This window comes from Thioalkalivibrio sp. ALJ21, from assembly GCF_000378605.1.
In the GTDB taxonomy this organism is placed as follows: Bacteria; Pseudomonadota; Gammaproteobacteria; order Ectothiorhodospirales; family Ectothiorhodospiraceae; genus Thioalkalivibrio.
In genome coordinates this window covers 25,795-41,876 of record NZ_KB905155.1, presented here as the reverse complement: position 1 = coordinate 41,876, position 16,082 = coordinate 25,795, and the positions used below count along the sequence as shown (strand labels likewise).

At 66.4% G+C, this 16,082-nt stretch carries 14 protein-coding genes; 5 read left to right on the top strand and 9 right to left on the bottom strand.

The window, feature by feature from the left end; genetic code table 11:
* Positions 1-86 precede the first annotated feature (86 nt).
* From F579_RS0100200 to F579_RS0100185, 4 genes are all read left to right on the top strand, one after another.
* On the top strand, positions 87-1,322 hold the full coding sequence (locus F579_RS0100200) for a GTPase family protein (protein WP_019024788.1): 1,236 nt from the start codon (positions 87-89) through the stop codon (positions 1,320-1,322).
* Positions 1,319-2,854: a GTPase family protein gene (locus tag F579_RS0100195; protein WP_019024789.1), complete on the top strand. Its 1,536-nt coding sequence runs from the start codon at positions 1,319-1,321 to the stop codon at positions 2,852-2,854. Before F579_RS0100200 ends, F579_RS0100195 begins: the two co-directional genes overlap by 4 nt.
* The gene (locus tag F579_RS0100190; RefSeq protein ID WP_019024790.1) at positions 2,851-4,053 is read left to right on the top strand and encodes an MFS transporter; all 1,203 of its coding nucleotides are present in this window, start codon (positions 2,851-2,853) and stop codon (positions 4,051-4,053) included. The genes F579_RS0100195 and F579_RS0100190 overlap by 4 nt, the downstream gene beginning before the upstream one ends.
* A 134-nt stretch (positions 4,054-4,187) precedes the next feature.
* Positions 4,188-4,748: an SRPBCC family protein gene (locus tag F579_RS0100185; protein WP_019024791.1), complete on the top strand. Its 561-nt coding sequence runs from the start codon at positions 4,188-4,190 to the stop codon at positions 4,746-4,748.
* Between the two features lie 27 nt (positions 4,749-4,775).
* Here the strand turns inward: F579_RS0100185 and F579_RS0100180 are convergent, their stop codons facing one another.
* The 3 genes from F579_RS0100180 to F579_RS0100170 are packed head-to-tail and all read right to left on the bottom strand — an operon-like array spanning position 4,776 to position 9,408.
* Entirely contained in the window at positions 4,776-5,996 is a 1,221-nt protein-coding gene (locus F579_RS0100180; protein WP_019024792.1) for an acetoin utilization protein AcuC, read from the bottom strand.
* Positions 5,993-8,551: a nitric oxide reductase activation protein NorD gene (locus F579_RS0100175; RefSeq protein WP_019024793.1), complete on the bottom strand. Its 2,559-nt coding sequence runs from the start codon at positions 8,549-8,551 to the stop codon at positions 5,993-5,995. The genes F579_RS0100180 and F579_RS0100175 overlap by 4 nt, the downstream gene beginning before the upstream one ends.
* Entirely contained in the window at positions 8,548-9,408 is an 861-nt protein-coding gene (locus F579_RS0100170) for a CbbQ/NirQ/NorQ/GpvN family protein (RefSeq protein WP_012982064.1), read from the bottom strand. Before F579_RS0100170 ends, F579_RS0100175 begins: the two co-directional genes overlap by 4 nt.
* 245 nt (positions 9,409-9,653) lie before the next feature.
* On the opposite strand from F579_RS0100170, the gene F579_RS0100165 reads away from it, so the two are divergent.
* Complete coding sequence (locus tag F579_RS0100165) at positions 9,654-9,971, top strand: hypothetical protein (protein ID WP_012982063.1); 318 nt, start codon at positions 9,654-9,656, stop codon at positions 9,969-9,971.
* 90 nt (positions 9,972-10,061) lie between these two features.
* Here F579_RS0100165 and F579_RS0100160 read toward each other — a convergent pair whose 3' ends face one another.
* From F579_RS0100160 to F579_RS0100135, 6 genes are all read right to left on the bottom strand, one after another.
* Positions 10,062-10,448, bottom strand: a complete 387-nt coding sequence (locus tag F579_RS0100160) for a hypothetical protein (protein ID WP_019024794.1) — start codon at positions 10,446-10,448, stop codon at positions 10,062-10,064.
* A 54-nt stretch (positions 10,449-10,502) separates the two neighbouring features.
* The gene (locus F579_RS0100155) at positions 10,503-11,549 is read right to left on the bottom strand and encodes a lipoate--protein ligase family protein (protein ID WP_019024795.1); all 1,047 of its coding nucleotides are present in this window, start codon (positions 11,547-11,549) and stop codon (positions 10,503-10,505) included.
* A gap of 3 nt (positions 11,550-11,552) precedes the next feature.
* Positions 11,553-11,972, bottom strand: coding sequence for a hypothetical protein (locus tag F579_RS0100150; protein ID WP_019024796.1), 420 nt, complete (start codon positions 11,970-11,972; stop codon positions 11,553-11,555).
* 142 nt (positions 11,973-12,114) lie between these two features.
* Positions 12,115-13,086, bottom strand: a complete 972-nt coding sequence (locus F579_RS0100145; RefSeq protein WP_019024797.1) for a hypothetical protein — start codon at positions 13,084-13,086, stop codon at positions 12,115-12,117.
* Positions 13,087-13,299: 213 nt separating this feature from the next.
* Entirely contained in the window at positions 13,300-14,628 is a 1,329-nt protein-coding gene (locus F579_RS0100140) for an OmpP1/FadL family transporter (protein ID WP_019024798.1), read from the bottom strand.
* Positions 14,629-14,878: 250 nt separating this feature from the next.
* Positions 14,879-16,051, bottom strand: coding sequence for a radical SAM protein (locus F579_RS0100135; protein ID WP_019024799.1), 1,173 nt, complete (start codon positions 16,049-16,051; stop codon positions 14,879-14,881).
* Positions 16,052-16,082 lie beyond the last annotated feature (31 nt).

Genomic DNA, 16,082 nt, shown 5'->3' with positions numbered 1-16,082 from the left:
TGAGCGGCGGGCTGGCTCACAAGTCCTGCACGGTTGCGCCCTCTTCACTAACGAAAGGTTTCCATGCCGCGAAACGGAATCACAGCATGAAGCTGCCCTGGAAATCCCTCCGCCTGCCGAAGGGCCTCGGCTGGCGCAAGATCATGCAGGCCGTCCTGCGACCCGAAGCGGAGGCCCCCGATGCCGACGTCGTGGCCGAGCGGGCGCGCGAGCAGGCCCCCGTGCTGTGGCTGCTGGGCAAGGTACAGTCCGGCAAGAGCACGCTGGTGCGAGCGATCACCGGCGACTCCGACGTGGCGATCGGGACTGGTTTCACGAGCTGCACCCGGACCGCACGCGCCTATGACTTCCCGGCCGAGGCGCCGGTGCTGCGCTTTCTGGATACGCGGGGGCTAGGCGAGGTCGCCTACGACCCCGACGAGGATCTCGCCGAGCTCGCAGGCCACGCACACATGGTGGTCGCCGTGGCGCGCGCGATGGATCTGCAGCAGGAACCCGTCCTGAATGCCCTGCGGGACATCCGCCGCCGGCACCCGAACTGGCCGGTCCTGGTGGTGCAGACCTGCCTGCACGAGGGCTATCCCGACGGGCGCGATCATCCGCCCTATGCCGAGCTGGACCACAGCCCCGGGCTGGAGGAACTGGCCCGCGCGCGCCGCACCCAGGTCGAGGCCCTTCGCAACCTGCCCGGGACCGGCCCGGTGCAGATCGTGCCCGTCGACATCACGCCCGAGGGCGAGGGCTTCACTCCGACCCACTACGGCCTGGACGCCCTGCTCGACGCCCTGGAGAGCCTGGCCCCCGAACGCATGGGGGTGATCCTGCAGGGGCTGCGCCAGTCCGCAGGCGGTGATGCCCGTCGGCTGCGCGCCCGATCGCACATCCTTGGCTACGCCAGCGTGGCCGCGACCACCGATGCCGTGCCGCTACTGGGCCTGTTCTCCGTGCCGGCGGTCCAGGGGAAACTGCTGCACAGCCTGGCCAGCATCTACGGGGTCACCTGGGATTCCCGCAGCATGAGCGAGTTCTCCGCGGCGCTCGGTTCCAGCACCCTGCTCGGCCTCGGCCTCAGCCACGGCGCCCGGCAGGTCGGCAAGCTGGTCCCGGTCTACGGCCAGACCGCAGGGGCCGCGGCGGCAGCCGCCACCAGCTTTGCCACCACCTATGCGCTGGGCCATGCCGCACGCCACTACCTGGCCCGGCGACATGACGGGCGCGAGGCCACCGCCGGGGTGGAACAGGCCTACCGCGATGCCCTGCGCGAGGCCCTGAACCTCGCCCGGCACCGCCAGGCCGGGCCGTCGGGGAACGACACGCCATGAAACGCCGCTGGCTTACCCGCCTGCAGGTCACGGGCGTCACCTTCGCCGCGTTCCTGCTGCTGTCGCCCTTTCTGGTGGCCTTCGTCCTGGGTCTGCTCTGGCTCTACGAACACAATGCCCTGCTGATCTGGATCGCCGCGGCCGCCATCGCCGCCGGAAGCGTATGGGGCATGACGCTGTGGGCGCGCCACCGGATCAAGGTCCACACCCGCGAGCGGACGACCGAGCCCGTGCGCCCCGCCGATGGCGACTGGGCGCCACTGGAGCACGCCGCCTGGGCCGAGGTAATGCGCCTGAGCGAGCAGGCCAGCGGCGACATCGTCACCGACTACGACCGCCTGCGGGAGGCGGGCGAAGAGACCCTGCGCACGGTGGCCGCGCACTATCACCCGGAGCAGGAGGACCCCATCTGGGAATTTACCGTGCCCGAGGCCCTGCTGCTCAGCGAACGGGTCAGCGCCCGGCTGCGCAAGATTTTGCTGGAGGAGGTACCGCTGTCGGATCGCCTGCGCATGGGCCAGATCCTTCGTGTCTGGGGTTACCGGCCCATGGTGGCATCGGGGCTGTCCTACGGGCGCACGGCCTACAAGGCCTACCGTATTGCGCGCCTGGCCAATCCCCTGCACGCCCTGGCCGCCGAGCTGCGCGACCGCTTCTTCAACGAGCTCTCTGGCACCGCACGCCAATACCTGCTGCAACGGGTCGCACGCATCTGGATCGAGGAGGTCGGCCGCGCGGCGATCGAACTCTACTCCGGGCGCCTGCAGCACGATGCCGACGCCCTGGCCGAGATCGCCGACGAGGAAGCCCGGGCGAGCGGCCCCGCAGAGGAGGCATTCCCGGGCCAGCCGAAGATACTGGTCGTGGGCCAGCCACAGGCCGGGAAATCCACGCTGGTCAACGCGCTGCTGGGGGAATACCGAGCGGCCACGGACGTGCTGCCGCTGACCGCCGAGCAGGAGGGCTACCTGCTGACCCTCGCGGACGGCCAGGAACTGCTGCTGGTGGACACCCCGGGGCTCGGTGACCGCATGGACGTGGATACCCTGGTTGACGCCGCCCAGACTGCGGACCTGGTGCTCTGGGTCACACCGGCGCACCAGGCCGACCGCTCCCCGGACCACGAGGCGCTGCAAGCCGTACGGCGCTTCTTTGCGGAGCGCCCGGATCGACGCCAGCCCCCCATTCGCATCGTGGCCAGCCACATCGATCGCCTGTCGCCCGCACGCGAATGGGAGCCACCATATTCGATCGACCCACCGGAAGCTCGGCCCAAGGCGCAGAGCATCGCAGCCGCGCGCCAGGCGATCGCCGCGGATTTCGACCTGCCCGAACAGGAGGTGATTCCCGCCCGGCTCGATGGCGCAACGCCCTACAACATCGACGCCCTGGCCAGTGAACTGGAAACGCTGATCCCGGCCATGCAGCAAACCCGCAAGACTCGGCTGCTGCGCCACCCGTCGCCCCGAAGCTGGGGTCAGATCTGGCGCCAGACCCGCAAGGGGGCCGGCCGCCTGCTGGGTCGCCGATGACCCTCCGTCCACGCCAGCACCAGGGCGACCCCGCCCTGGACTCCCCGACCGCCTGGCTCGCCTGCGGGCTCTCCCTCGTGGCGCTGTTCGTGGCCTTTGGTATCGCGTACAGCTACGGGGCGTTTTTCTCCTCCATGGCGCAGGAGTTCGGCACACGGCACGGCGGGTCCGCGCTGTTCTTTTCCGTAACGGCGCTGTTGTTCTTTGGGCTGAGTGGTGTAACCGGCCCTCTGTCCGACCGTATCGGCCCGGGGCCACTGCTCATTGCGGGTGGCCTGTTCATCGCGGCGGGGCTGGTTGGGACGGCACGTGCCGGCGAGCTCTGGCAGGCCTACCTGGCCTATGGCCTGGGCGTGGGCATCGGGGCGAGCTGTGTATTCGTGCCCGTCGTGGCCGCGGTCGGGCGCTGGTTCGCCCGCAGGCGCTCCATGGCTCTCGGCATCGCGGTGTCCGGCATCGGGTTGGGCGTACTCGGTTTCGCGCCCCTGTCCGCCTGGCTGATCGAGCTCCACGGCTGGCGCTCGACGTACTATTTCTACGCGCTCGCGGCGGCCATCATCCTGCCGCTGGCCGGTATCCTGTTTCCGCGGCCCGGGCGCGCGCCGGATGGCACCCACGCCGCCACCACCCGCTGGGGTGGGCGCCGCTTCGCCCAGCTTTATCTGGCAACCTTTCTGCTGAATACGATCCTGTACGTACCGTTCGTGCACCTGCCGCCCGCGGCCGAGGCGGGCGGTATCGATCCGCTGCGCGCGGCAGGGCTGGTCGGGATCATCGGGCTGGCGAGCGTGGTCGGGCGGCTGGCGATCGGCATGCTGGGCGATCGCTATTCCCTCATGCATCTCTATCGCGGGTGCTTCGCCCTGATCACGCTGAGCTTTCTGATCTGGGGCACCGCAGGCAACTATGCCGCCCTTGTGCTGTTCGCGGTGGTACTCGGATTCGGCTATGGCGGGTACATCGCCCTGACCCCGGCGATCCTGGCCCGCCTGTTCGGCCTGTACAGCCTGGGCCGCCTGCTGGGCATGACCTACACCGCCGTGGCCCTCGGTGCGGCGCTGGGTCCGGTCCTCACCGGGCTCGGGGTCGACCTGACCAGCAACTATCTGATGATCCTGATCGTGCTCCACCTGATCGGCCTTCTGGCCGTTCTCGCCACCCTGCCAATCCGCGACGACGCGTGCCCAGCGCGACAGTGACCCCTGAGGTCTTTGTCTATTATCACGGTCCACCCGCCTGTCGCGGGGCCACCTGAACCCCGGTCGCATCCGGGGATCGAATCTTCAACAGGCTGTCGAACAGGCCGATATCCGAACACCAGGAGGTATTTGCGATGCGAACGTTGTCCGCGCTCCTCCTGACCGCTTCGATCTCATGGGTCCCCGGTGCCGCATACGCCGTGGAAGTGCTCAACCGGCATTTTGATACCGATGGTGACCGATACGAGCTGGAAGTGACCTTCCAGGTCGAAGTCCCACCCGAAGCCCTGTGGTCGTACCTGACCGACTACGACGCGCTGAACCGTTACTCGGAATCCATCCGCGAGAGCCGGCTCGTTTCCCGATCCGATGACCAAGCCGAGGTCGCAAGCGTCGTGCACAGCTGCGTGTTCGTGTTCTGCCGGACCATCCGCCGGCACGAACGGGTGACCGAGTACTACCCCGAACGCATTGATGCCGAGGTCGACCCGGACAACAGCAATCTGCGCTCGGGCGCCACCCGCTGGGATCTCCAGCCCGAGGCCGGCGGCACCCGCCTGACGATACAGATGCATGTGGAACCGGACTTCTGGGTCCCCGGCTTTATCGGCGAGACGCGCATCCAGCGCGCGACCCTGCGGGAGACGACCGAGCTGCTGCGCTACATCGAGCGGGATTATCGCGCCAGCCGCTAACGCGCAAACACCCGCCGAATGGGTCCTCTACGAGCGACCGAACAATGGGTGCCCTGCCAGCAGCCGTTCAAGGCGATTACGCAGTTCGTCGCGCACCGGGCCGGCGCGATCCGCATCGAGACGGGAGGTAAAGAGGGACTCGTACCATTCCTCTTCTTCGTCCATGTCCCAGTCGACCTCGCGCAGCAGGGCCTGGCCGGACTCCGGGATCGCGGCGGGGAGCTCGCGGCCGGTCAGCAGGGCCCAGACCCCGGTCCAGCAGCGCGCCAGCGCCAGCGGGTGATAACCACCGCCACCCAGCACCAGGAGCTTCGGCGTGCCGTCGGCGTGGCGCGGGCTGGTCTCGATTACGTCGTCGATGCAGGCGAGGAAGCACTGGGTGGAGATGCCGAACTTGCCGAGCGGATCCGGCAGCAGCGCATCGGTACCGGCCTGGACCACGACCGCATCCGGCTGCCAGCGGGTGCGCACGGCCTCCCATACGGCCGTGAAGGCGGCACGAAACTCGCTGTCGTTGGTCTCCTTCGGCAGCGGCAGGTTCACGGCGTTGCCCAGCGGTCCGGTGTCCTCGATGCGCCCGCCCTCGAAGGGGTAGCCGTACTCGGTGTCCATGTGCAGGGAGACGGTGAGCACGTCCGGGTCGTCGCTGAACGCGGCCTCGACCCCGTCGCCATGGTGGGCGTCGATATCCAGATAGAGCACGCGCTGCCCGGCCTGACGCAGGCGCAGGATCGCCAGCGCCGGGTCGTTGAAGTAGCAGAACCCACGGGCCTGGTCAGGGGCGGCGTGGTGCATGCCGCCGGCCGGGTTGAAGGCCATGCGCCCGTCCAGCACCACCTCGGCCCCCTGGATGGAGCCCCAGGTGGCGGTCGCCGGGGTGGAGTAGAAACCGGCGAAAAACGGGTTCTCGAAGTTGCCGATGTTGTGGCGGTCGCGGTAGCGCTGGAAGACCTTGCCCAGCGCCTCGGCGCGCTGCATCGCGGCCACGTACTCGCGGGTGTGGAACCACTCGAGCTCGGCCGGCTGTGCCTTGCGCGATACAGCCATCTCCTGCGGCGTGATCGCGTCATAGGCCTCGATCAGGTCGATGGTCAGCGAGACGCGCGGGATCCCGAGCGGGTGGTTGTCGCCGTAGCTGTGGCCGCGATAGCGCGGGGCATGCAGCAGGATCGCGTGACGCCGGGCCGGGCCACGCTCCGAGCCTTGAGCCTCGATGGCGGTATCGATCGTTTCGGGGGTGGCACTCACTGGCGCAGCCTCAGGTAGATCTCGGGCAGACGGCGCGGCAGCTCGTCCACGTGGTCGATGATGGTGTAGTGGCCGGGACCGAAGATCGCCGGCAGGTACTCGGAGCCGGACGGGTCCAGGGTGATACAGAACGGGTGCACGCCGGCGTCCACCGCCTCCTTCATCGCCATGCGCGTGTCCTCGTGCAGGTAGCGCTGATCGCCGCCGTCGTCGTAGTCGGCCGGGCGGCCGTCGGACAGGATCAGCAGCAGCCGGCGCTGGGCCGAGCTGCGCTTGAATGCCTCCAGCGAGTGACGAATGCCCGCGCCCATGCGCGAGGCCAGACGCCCGGAAACCCCGGCGATGCGGGCGCGGACGGTGTCGTTCAGGTCCTCGTTGAAGTCCTTCAGCCAGTAGTAGTTGACCTGGTCGCGCTGCTTGGAGGCGAAGCCGGAGATCGCGTAGGGGTCGCCGACCTTCTCGATCGCCTCTGCGAACAGCATCATCCCCTCACGCACGCGGTCGACGATCTTGCCCTGCCCGCCCGGGTGACGTGCCATGATCGAGGTGGACATGTCCGCCAGCATCATGACGCCGGTGTCGCGGTGCTGCACCGCACGGCGGCGGTAGATGAAGGCCTTCGGCGACAGCCCCGCCTTCTTGTCGGCGATGAAGTCGATCACCGCCTCGGTGTCGAGCTCGTCGCCGTCCATCTGCTTGCGCTGCGGCGCCAGGCGCATCGGGCGCTGCATCTCCAGGCCGCGGGTCAGGCGCTTCAGGGTATCGGCATTCTCCGACAGGATCGTGGCCGCCAGCTCCGGGTTTTCGTCGTCCAGCACCCGCTCGTAGAGATTCACCCAGTCGGAGATATAGCGCTGCTCGCGGTAGTCCCATTCCGGATACGGGATGCCGTCCTTCTTCGGGGTGTAGGGAGCGGCGCGCTTGGCCACCTGGGCCGGCTGCGGGATACCCGTGCCGATGCGCCCGCCGGTGCCGGAGGTCTCCTGCTGCGGGGTCTGGATGTCGGCGTCCGGGTCCTTCTGCGCCTGCTCCGGGGCCTGCTGCGGCTGCTCTTCCTGCTTCTCGCGCTCGAACTGGTGTTCGTCGTGCGCCTCGTGGTCGCGGAAGTCGGCCAGGCTGCCGTCGCGTTTGCGCTGCGGATACACCGGCAGCGACTGGTTCAGCGACAGCCCGGGCAGATAGGCCTCGGCGCGCTCCTCGATGGTGATCTCGGGGAAGGCGTCGTCGGCGAACAGCTCCTCGCCGACTGCCCAGGCGGTGACCACATCCGCGTCCGGCTCCAGCACGCGCGCCAGACGCGGGTCCTGCGCCTCGCCCCGCAGCAGGGCCTGGTGGGCCTTCAGCGCGAAATCGAAGTACACGCCGGCCGCGCCCTCCGGGCGCTCATAGGCCTCGGCCAGCGCCACCAGGCGCGGCAGGAAGTTCGGGATGCGCGGTGCCAGGCGCGCGTTCACGCGCAGGTCCTCGGCCAGGTCGAACAGCACCTGGAAGCGGAACATGCGCGCCTCGAATTGCGCGAACAGCGGGCGCCAGGTAATACGCGAGCGATCATCCAGCGGCGGGTGCTCGGCGCCGGCGCGCTCGAACAGCCGCTCGACGTCGGACTGCGCATAGGTGTCGAAGGCCAGATGCGCGGCCGCATGCTGGGTGGCGACCATCGCCTCCTCGCGCGAGTCCATTACCGCCGGCATGTACAGCCGTCGGCCGTCGGTCTCGAGCATCGGGCGGCCCTCGCCCGGCTTCCAGCTGGAATCGGCCAGCGGGATGTCGGCATCCAGCCAGGCCAGCAGCACCAGGCGCAGGAAGCGCCCGTGCATGCGCGGGCGAAAGCCCGGCAGCGCCTCCAGTAGCAGCTTCAGGCTCTCGTCGCTCTCCAGGCGAAAGTACGCTTCGCCGCGCGAGCGCCCGGCCTTCAGCAGGTCCGCGCCGCGACGCGCCCAGGACAGCAGGCCCTGGTCGCCGACCAGGTTGCGGGCGACCGGGGCACCCTCAAGATAGGCATCCAGGGTCAGGCCGCGTTCGTCGAACAGCGTCTCGGCCGGCTCGATCAGCGCGCGCAGGCCCTCGATACCTCGGCCGGCGGAGAGCTTGTCGAACGGCGTCTCGAAGTAGGCACGGGCATCGGGCAGGCTGCGTTCGCACCAGCGCAGGCCGATCTCGGCCCACTCGCGCTCGCCGGCCTCGCCCCAGGCGTCATACACGCGATCGGCCTGGGCCAAGAAGCCTTCCAGGGCGTCGGCGGAGTTGACCCACTGCTTGAAGCGGGCGGCCTGTTCCAGCCACAGGTCCACCGTCTGCATGTGCTCCGCGAGCCGCGCGGAATTGCGCATGAAGCTCTTGCCGGCCTCGCGGTCGTGGAAGAACAGCTCGCGCACGGTCTCGATCCAGCGCCGCGCGGTGGCGGCACCGAACGCGCGGATGGCCGGCAGGGCCTCCTTGGTGTCGCGGTGGGCGACGAAGCTGATATCCTCCAGGTGCTGGAGGATCTCCTCGATCTCGACGAGATCTTCGGCTTCCGTGTTCGCCCCGCCACTGTTGCGGGCCTGGTCGCTCACGCGGCTTCGGACTCGGGGAAGTGGGCGTCGAAGATCTCTTCCAGCGCCTGAATCAGCTCGGGGTCATCGGTGATCGGGGCGATCATCGCGGCGCGGCAGGCCACGCGCGGGCTCAGACCCGCCTGCATCAGCTCGCCGGCATAGGCCAGCGCACGGGTGGAGGTCGCCTCTTCCAGTCCGTGGTCCTTCAGGGCCCGGGCCTTGCGGCCGGCCGCCACGAGTTTTTCCACGCGATCGGCATCCAGACCACCAGATTCCTTGGCCACGATCTCGCGCTCGACATCCTCGGCCGGGTAGTCGAAGTGGATACCGACAAAGCGCTGTTTGGTCGAGGGCTTCAGGTCCTTCAGTACCGTCTGGTAACCGGGGTTGTAGGAGATCACCAGCATGAAGTCCTCGTGCGCGTCGATGATCTGGGACTTCTTGTCCAGCGGCAGCTGGCGACGGTGGTCGGTCAGCGGGTGAATGACCACGGTGGTGTCGGTACGCGCCTCGACGATCTCGTCGAGATAGCAGATCGCGCCCTCCTTGACCGAACGGGTCAGCGGGCCGTCCTGCCAGACGGTTTCCTCGCCCTCCAGCAGGAAGCGGCCGACCAGGTCCGAGCTGGTCAGGTCCTCGTGGCAGGATACGGTGACCAGAGGCTGGCCGAGGGTGTGCGCGACATGTTCCAGGAAGCGGGTCTTGCCGCAGCCGGTCGGGCCCTTGAGCATCACCGGCAGGCGCTTCGAGTACGCGGCCTGAAAGATCTCGATCTCGTCGCCCTGGGCCTTGTAGAACGGGGCATCGCCCGCGTCACCGGGCTTCTCGATCACGTCACGTTCCACACCGCGGATACGGTTAATCAGGTTCTTCATGGGATCTCCGATGCCGACCGCGGGGGCCGGGACTGGTGTATGCGCGGGAGCGGCGTTACCCTCCGCCGGGCTGGCGGCATGCCCCGTGGCATCCCGTCGTGTTCCCGCAGGCTTTGTTGTATCATTGGCTGTTTATATTCTATCGAACCTGCGCACTTCCATGAACCAAACGCCCTTCCCGGTACGGGATCGGGCAGGTGAAGGCGCCCGCAACTCGGATTCAGCGCGTCAATAGAGGACCCGGTATGAAACTTGTCAAACTCGTCAAGCTGAACAACCTGCAGTACAACCCGAATCGCGATCCGGAAGTCTACCGGCGCCCGATCAACGAGGAATTCCGGGTGCAGGCCCTGCTGAACGGCTCCGGCACCGCCCAGTGCAAGTTCTCGGTGGAAGGCGAAGCCCTGTGCGAGAGCAGCGTGTCCCTGCCGGGCACCTTCGACTGCAAATTCAGCTTTGATACCGCCGGCACCCGCGTGGGCGACCTGGTGATCGAGGCCAACGGCGAGACCTACCACGAGAAGATCCGCATCGACGTGCTGGAGCACGCCTGGATCGGCTAAGGCCGTGCGATGCCCCGCGATCCGCATCATGCGGATCCGCGAATCAAAAAGGCCCCGTGGCTAACGCCCGGGGCCTTTTTGATGGGGCGCTCAGCCCCAGTCGTACATGCGGATGAACTCGGGGAGCTTTTCGACCATCTCCTCGCGATCGAAGAAGCGATCGGCCCGCGCCAGGCGCATCTCGTCGCGGATGTCCTGGTCCCCGCCAAAACAGAACACGGGCAGGTTGATCTGATACTCCATGCGCAGGATGCGGATTACGTCCAGCGGGTCGAACACCTCGATCTCGTCCAGATCCAGCAGCAGGAAGCGGTAGAGCAGCACCTCGTTCCAGGCGCCCAATTCTTCCAGATCGGTCACCGGGTGCAGATGCCAGTCATCCGGCAATGCGGCGCGGATCTGCTCGATCATCGCCTGATCCTGGCTCATCAGGATCAGGCGTTTCTCCAGCCGGCGCTGAATGGTCGGTTCGGACATCGGTTCGCCTCGTAAAGCTTTTTGGGGAAGTATCCAGCGGCGTGCAAAGCAGGATCAGGCGGCGGCGATCCCTCGGTAGAGACCGTCGATGCGCGCGCTGACCTCGTCGACGATCACCGCGTCGAGCTGGCCGTTCAGGCGCGAGCGCACACGCAGGCGCTCCGGCGACTCGCCCACCAGGGTCTCGCGCAGTACGCGATCCACGCTCGGGTCCTCGCACCAAATGCGTGCAATGTGTGTCCCGGTGATATGCAAGCGCAGGCGGCCGCAATGGCCGCTCGTCTCGAATACGTGGTTCTCGCGATTCACGCGGATGCCGTCGCGGATGGCCGGCCCGCCCTGGCTATCGGCCAGGTCGGCGAGCTCCTCGCGCCCGGCCGCCAGCCACTCGTCGTATTCCGCGGCACTTGGACGGTAACGCCGCGCAGGGGTACTGAAGCGTCGCTCCAGCACCTCGCTCAGGGCAGCCTCCAGACGTTCCGGGGTCGGCGCCGCCTCCGGGCACTGTGCGGCACAATCGGTCATGCCCTCCTCCAATGCCGGGCGCAGCCATTCGCGGTAGCCGTCGCTGGGTGCATGCACGCAGGCGAGAAAGCGTTCCACCGGGAACCGGCGCAGGAAGCTGGCACCAAACACGCAACCCTCGTTCAGCGTGGCCGCACCGGTACCCATGATCTTGCGCCCCTGTACCCAGACATCCTGGCCGCGCGCCTCGACGCCTTCCAGGCCCAGCTCGCGCAGCACATCCATCGCGATGCCCAGCCCCAGCGCGAACAGGTGGCGGTGGCCACGGGCGAGGACCTGGCGCGGCTGAATCAGGAAAAAACAGGCCTGGTCGGCATCCACCCAGACAGAGCCGCCCCCGAGCGGACGGCGCACCACGGGCACGCCATTGGCCTCGCAGGCGGCCAGGTCCAGATCCACGGCCGCGTCCTGACTGGCGCCCACGGAGATATGGGCCTCTCTCGAGTGCACCCACAACACACGCAACGGCGATTCCGGCGGCGTGCTGCCCGCCAGACCGGTATACAGGGCGTGGAGTTCTTCCGCGGAGCGGGCCCCGGCATCAATCCATTCCGGGGTGACCGTGGATGCGACCAAGGATCAGCCCTCGGGTTTGTCCTGCTCGGACGGGGCCTCGTCGTCCTTGCCGGGCTTGTAGAAGTAGCGGAAGTAGAAGTCGCTGCGCGAGAGGTCCTCGTACAGCTTGGCGCGCTCTTCGACGCCGCTGCGCATAATCTCCACCATGGCCATGGCCTGCTCGCCATCGATGATGTGGATCCCGCCGGTCAGTTCCTGGTCGGTATTCAAAAAATGCGCGGCCAGCTCTTCCGGTTCCTGGATATACACCAGGAAGGACTGGCAGTCGGGGTCCTCGAGATCCAGGGGCTGCATCACGATCTTGCCCAGCCAGGCCAGGCGCGCGACCTGGTTGAACTGGTGGATATCGAGCTTCTTGCCCTTCTTGTACTTGTTGAGTTCGTTACGGATCTCGCCGATGTTGGCGATCTTCATCGATTTCATGGGGCGTGCGTCCTGCCGCGAGTGAACCGGGAGCATAAACAAGTCCAGCCCCCGGCCGTAAAAAAACCCCGGCGGACCGGGGTTCTTGAGAGGAACCCTGGGCTATTAGCTGGGTTCGTTCGCCATCCCTGGCGTTATGCTTCTACCAGTCGAAACCGTCGTCTTCGGGCTCCTCAAAGCCGGCCACCTCGCGCAGGGCATCTTCCAGCGCGCCCGGGACGCGGCGAAGCTGCATGAAGCTGTGATCGCCGAGCATGCGCAGGTCCGGCCAGTGCAGCGCCGCACGGAAACGCATGTGCAGCGCCTCGATATCGCCCCCCTCCACCAGGATCTCGTATGGCACGTAGGCGGTGTGGCGAAGCTCGCGCACGTCGATCGTCTCCAGGGTGTTGAGGTCGGTGGCCTCGGAATCGGCGCCATCATCGGCCCGAATCGCCACGCCGATCAGGGTGGCGTCCGTTCCGGGGATATCCACACGATAGACCTCTGACACGCCGCCACGACGTTCCCCAAGACCGGCTTCGAGCTCCGCCAGCGCGGCGTCACGCGAGGCGTGGCTGCCCAGGTCATACGGGGCATCGAACCGCTCCATACCGAAGGTGTAGCGGTAGCGCTGCAGCTCCCTTGGGGTCATGCCGTCTTCCGAGCCAAAGTGCTGCTCGTCGCCCAGCACGTCGGCCAGGCGCGAGCTGACGTCCGTCACCGAGGCGTCGATGCGATAGGCATGCCGAAAGTACTCGAGGTTGTTGTAGCTGACCTGAACCTCGCCTTTAGTCGCAGTCACGGCGACCCGGATGGGTGCGATGTACGCCGCCCGATCCTGGGAACCCGCCACCGCCAGCAGGTCATCGTGGGTCACGACGATTACATGGCGATCGTCGCTGACGGCATACTCGCCCAGGGTCTGGAAATCGGCCCCTTCCAGTCGCTCACGGACCGTCTCCGCCTCGCTACTGACATCGGAGCCGGACGTGGTATAGGCCAGCACCAGCGGCCGATAGACATCGTCTGCAAACGCTGTGGCAGCTGCGCCCAGGGTCAACAGGCACGCGCCGATAACCGCGAGAACGGCAGGCACGCGAATGCCTCCGCGCAATGCGTGGATTGCTCGCATGGGATTCTCCTTTGGATTTTGCTAGTTCGAGCACAGGCTCGATCAGGATGCCTTCCGACGAAAAGGCCCGGGCCCCACCCCCCGATGGGTCCCGGTGTCCGACACTGCCCGCCTTCCTTGGCGGTACCGGCCCCTCCTCCAGGGCCGGCAGCTCATCCCGAAGCCCGCGCCGGGCACCGGTACGGCCGACTACGGCCGCCCGGGCGCCATCGATCAGAAGCGGTACGCGTACCCGATCTCGAGCTCGTACTGCCGCATCTCGATCTCGACCTCTTGCCCTTGGTAGAACAAGTTCTCGCCCCTGACCCGCTGACGTGGCGCATACATGGCAGCGAAATTCAGTTCGTGCTGTCCGAATTCGCGGGTAAAGCCGAAGGTAAAGTGGTCTTCCATCACAGCGGGCGCGAGGATGTTGAGGGTCACATCGTCCGAGCTGATCGGGTTCTCGCCTCGGTTGTAACCTACCCGCCAGATCCAGCCGTTACCCCCGTCGATCTGGGCACCAAACTTGAACACATCTACGTCATCCCAGCCAAACCCAGGACCATTGGATCCACCGAATCGTGAATCGGGATCACCCGCCATCACGCCGTAAATATTGGCGGACGGATTGGCAATTGCATCAATCTCGGAATAACGGATCCTCTGATAATCGGCAGAGAGAGTCACACGGGGGCTAACATCCACCGAGAAGCCAAGCCCGTACGTCGACGGTATGTCGAACTCCCCGCCATTTACAAACAACCCGGCGTAGCGGTCGAAATCGCCAGCCCGGATCTTGGAACGATAACTCGCACCTACCCGAGCCCCTTCGGCCAGTTCGGCCTGGACGCCGATCTGTGCACCATATCCCCAGCTCGAATCTGTCCGACCGCTACTCAGGTTGTCCGGATCTTCGCTCCACTCACCAAACGATCCGATCCCTTCTGCGCTGAAGCGCTGGTAGCTAATAATCGGGCTGAAACCCACGCTCACCCGGCCATCGGCAAACTTCTGGGCATAGGTCGGGATGATCGCAAGCTGTTCGAGGTTCACACCTGCGGTGCCATCACAGAAAACTCCCGCGCCAGACTCGGGTTGGCCATCGCCACTGCAGTCGCGGGAGATCGCTGGATAATCCGTATTCATCCCGCCATTACCGAGCAAGGCGATACCCCAGGAGCGGTCGGCATCGATCTGCTGAACAAAGGCGAGAGAAGGAATAAAGAAGTTATTGCTGTCGCTGTCGACACTTCCACCGGCGAGCGGGAATTCACCTTCCTGTGCTTGCCGGTGGGGGTCACTGGCCTCGAACGACCGTTCCGGGCGGAAGTAAGTGAGCGAGCCGTCGATGCGGGACTCCATGCCTGCGATACCGGCGGGGTTGATGCCGGGGGCGTAGGCGTCCTGGGAGATGGCCATGCCGACCCCGCCCATGCCCTTGGCCTTGGTGCCATAGCCGTGCGAGAAGTAGCCGTTGGTGGCATTGGCGACGCCGGCGCTGCCCATTGCAAGGCCGACCGCGACCGTCACCAGACTGCGGCGAATGATGCGTGCTTCCATGTTGTTCTCCTTTGGTGGTCTTCTTGTTGTATGGCCCGGCACCTCCGGTTACCTGCGGCCCCCTTGTCTGCCGCCGGTCCGGTTATGTGGTGCAGTGACCGCTCGCGGGTGGACGACCCATCCCCCCGGGAGCTCTTTCGACGGGGCCCCTGAAATATCCCCGCTCGAAACCTGAATATTCAAAACGTCTAATCAACCCCCCTGACGTGCGAAAGCCCCGGAGACCGGGGCTTTCAGACTACATCGAGTTTTATGCGGACTTCTCGTCCTCGGCCTCGTCGGCATCGAAGTCGAAGGTGCCGACATCCTCCCCGGCCATTTGCCGCTGGACGAACCCGACGTCCGTCGAGTTGAGGGCGAACGGGAAGGACAGGATGTCCGTCGGACTGGAATCGCCGTAGGGGCGGTTACAGGCCGAGACTTCCTCGTCCGACTTGCCGGGGCAGCCGGAGGTCTGGAACGGCTTGCCGGAGGCGATCAGTTCGTCGACCTCGGACTGAGGCAGACCGAAGTCCACCACCTGGCCGTCGGCGTTGAACTTCATGTCGTCGATGCGGCCGCCGGCGTAGTCGATCACGAAGCGGCCCAGCTGAACGCGGCGCCACTGGTCACGCGGGACCGGGTTCCAGTCTTCCATCAGCGAGCCCTCTTCCGGGAAGAAGGCGAACATGTGGTTGTGGCCACCCAGGTCACGGATGCGCTGGCAGACCTGCAGGATCTCTTCCTCGGTCTCGCCCATGCCGCAGATAAGGTGGGCACCGAACTTCTCCGGACCGAAGATCTCGGCGGCCCACTCGATCGCCTGCCAGTACTTGTCCCAGCTATGCGGGCTTTCGACCGACTTGCCACGGGTGCGCTCGAAGATCTCCGGGGTCACCGCATCCAGCGCGACCGTAAAGATGTCGGCGCCCTTGTCCCGCAGGAGCTGGAGGTCTTCGTAGCTCATGGTGGTCGGGTTGGACAGGATCGACACCGGGATGTGGTTGACCTCGGCGACCCACTTCTCCAGAAGCTCGACGGTGTCGGCGTCGGAGTTCGGGTGCGTGATCATGGAGATGCACATGCGCTCGAACTGGCCGGCATCGGAGTTGTTCTTGACGCGCTCGATCACCTCGTCGTAGCGGGCGGTCGGCCAGTCCACGCGGATGAAGTTGCGGTCGGCGTAGTCACGCGATTCCTCGCGGTGGCGCGCCAGGCCGCAGTAGGAGCAGTTCGCGCGGCAGCCTTCCGGATAGGTGACCAGCAGGTTCAGGCAGTGGGTGCAGGACGTACGGTGCATGGTGCCCGGCACCAGGCCCAGCGTGATCGCAGCCGCCGTGGACATCTGCACGTACTCCGGCGAACGCATGTCCGGGGTCTTGATGTGATAGTCGGGCCGGTAAAAGTTGATCGGCGCGACCATCTCCTCTGCACTTGCACTCATGGAATTCCTCCAGCGTTGTTCACCGGGTGCG

What these genes read in the sequence shown, in the direction of transcription:
- F579_RS0100200 (WP_019024788.1), top strand. Translation starts at nt 87, where the DNA reads ATGAAGCTGCCCTGGAAATCCCTCCGCCTGCCGAAGGGCCTCGGCTGG.
- F579_RS0100195 (WP_019024789.1), top strand. Translation starts at nt 1,319, where the DNA reads ATGAAACGCCGCTGGCTTACCCGCCTGCAGGTCACGGGCGTCACCTTC.
- F579_RS0100190 (WP_019024790.1), top strand. Translation starts at nt 2,851, where the DNA reads ATGACCCTCCGTCCACGCCAGCACCAGGGCGACCCCGCCCTGGACTCC.
- F579_RS0100185 (WP_019024791.1), top strand. Translation starts at nt 4,188, where the DNA reads ATGCGAACGTTGTCCGCGCTCCTCCTGACCGCTTCGATCTCATGGGTC.
- F579_RS0100170 (WP_012982064.1), bottom strand. Translation starts at nt 9,408, where the DNA reads ATGAAGAACCTGATTAACCGTATCCGCGGTGTGGAACGTGACGTGATC.
- F579_RS0100165 (WP_012982063.1), top strand. Translation starts at nt 9,654, where the DNA reads ATGAAACTTGTCAAACTCGTCAAGCTGAACAACCTGCAGTACAACCCG.
- F579_RS0100160 (WP_019024794.1), bottom strand. Translation starts at nt 10,448, where the DNA reads ATGTCCGAACCGACCATTCAGCGCCGGCTGGAGAAACGCCTGATCCTG.
- F579_RS0100150 (WP_019024796.1), bottom strand. Translation starts at nt 11,972, where the DNA reads ATGAAATCGATGAAGATCGCCAACATCGGCGAGATCCGTAACGAACTC.
- F579_RS0100145 (WP_019024797.1), bottom strand. Translation starts at nt 13,086, where the DNA reads ATGCGAGCAATCCACGCATTGCGCGGAGGCATTCGCGTGCCTGCCGTT.
- F579_RS0100140 (WP_019024798.1), bottom strand. Translation starts at nt 14,628, where the DNA reads ATGGAAGCACGCATCATTCGCCGCAGTCTGGTGACGGTCGCGGTCGGC.
- F579_RS0100135 (WP_019024799.1), bottom strand. Translation starts at nt 16,051, where the DNA reads ATGAGTGCAAGTGCAGAGGAGATGGTCGCGCCGATCAACTTTTACCGG.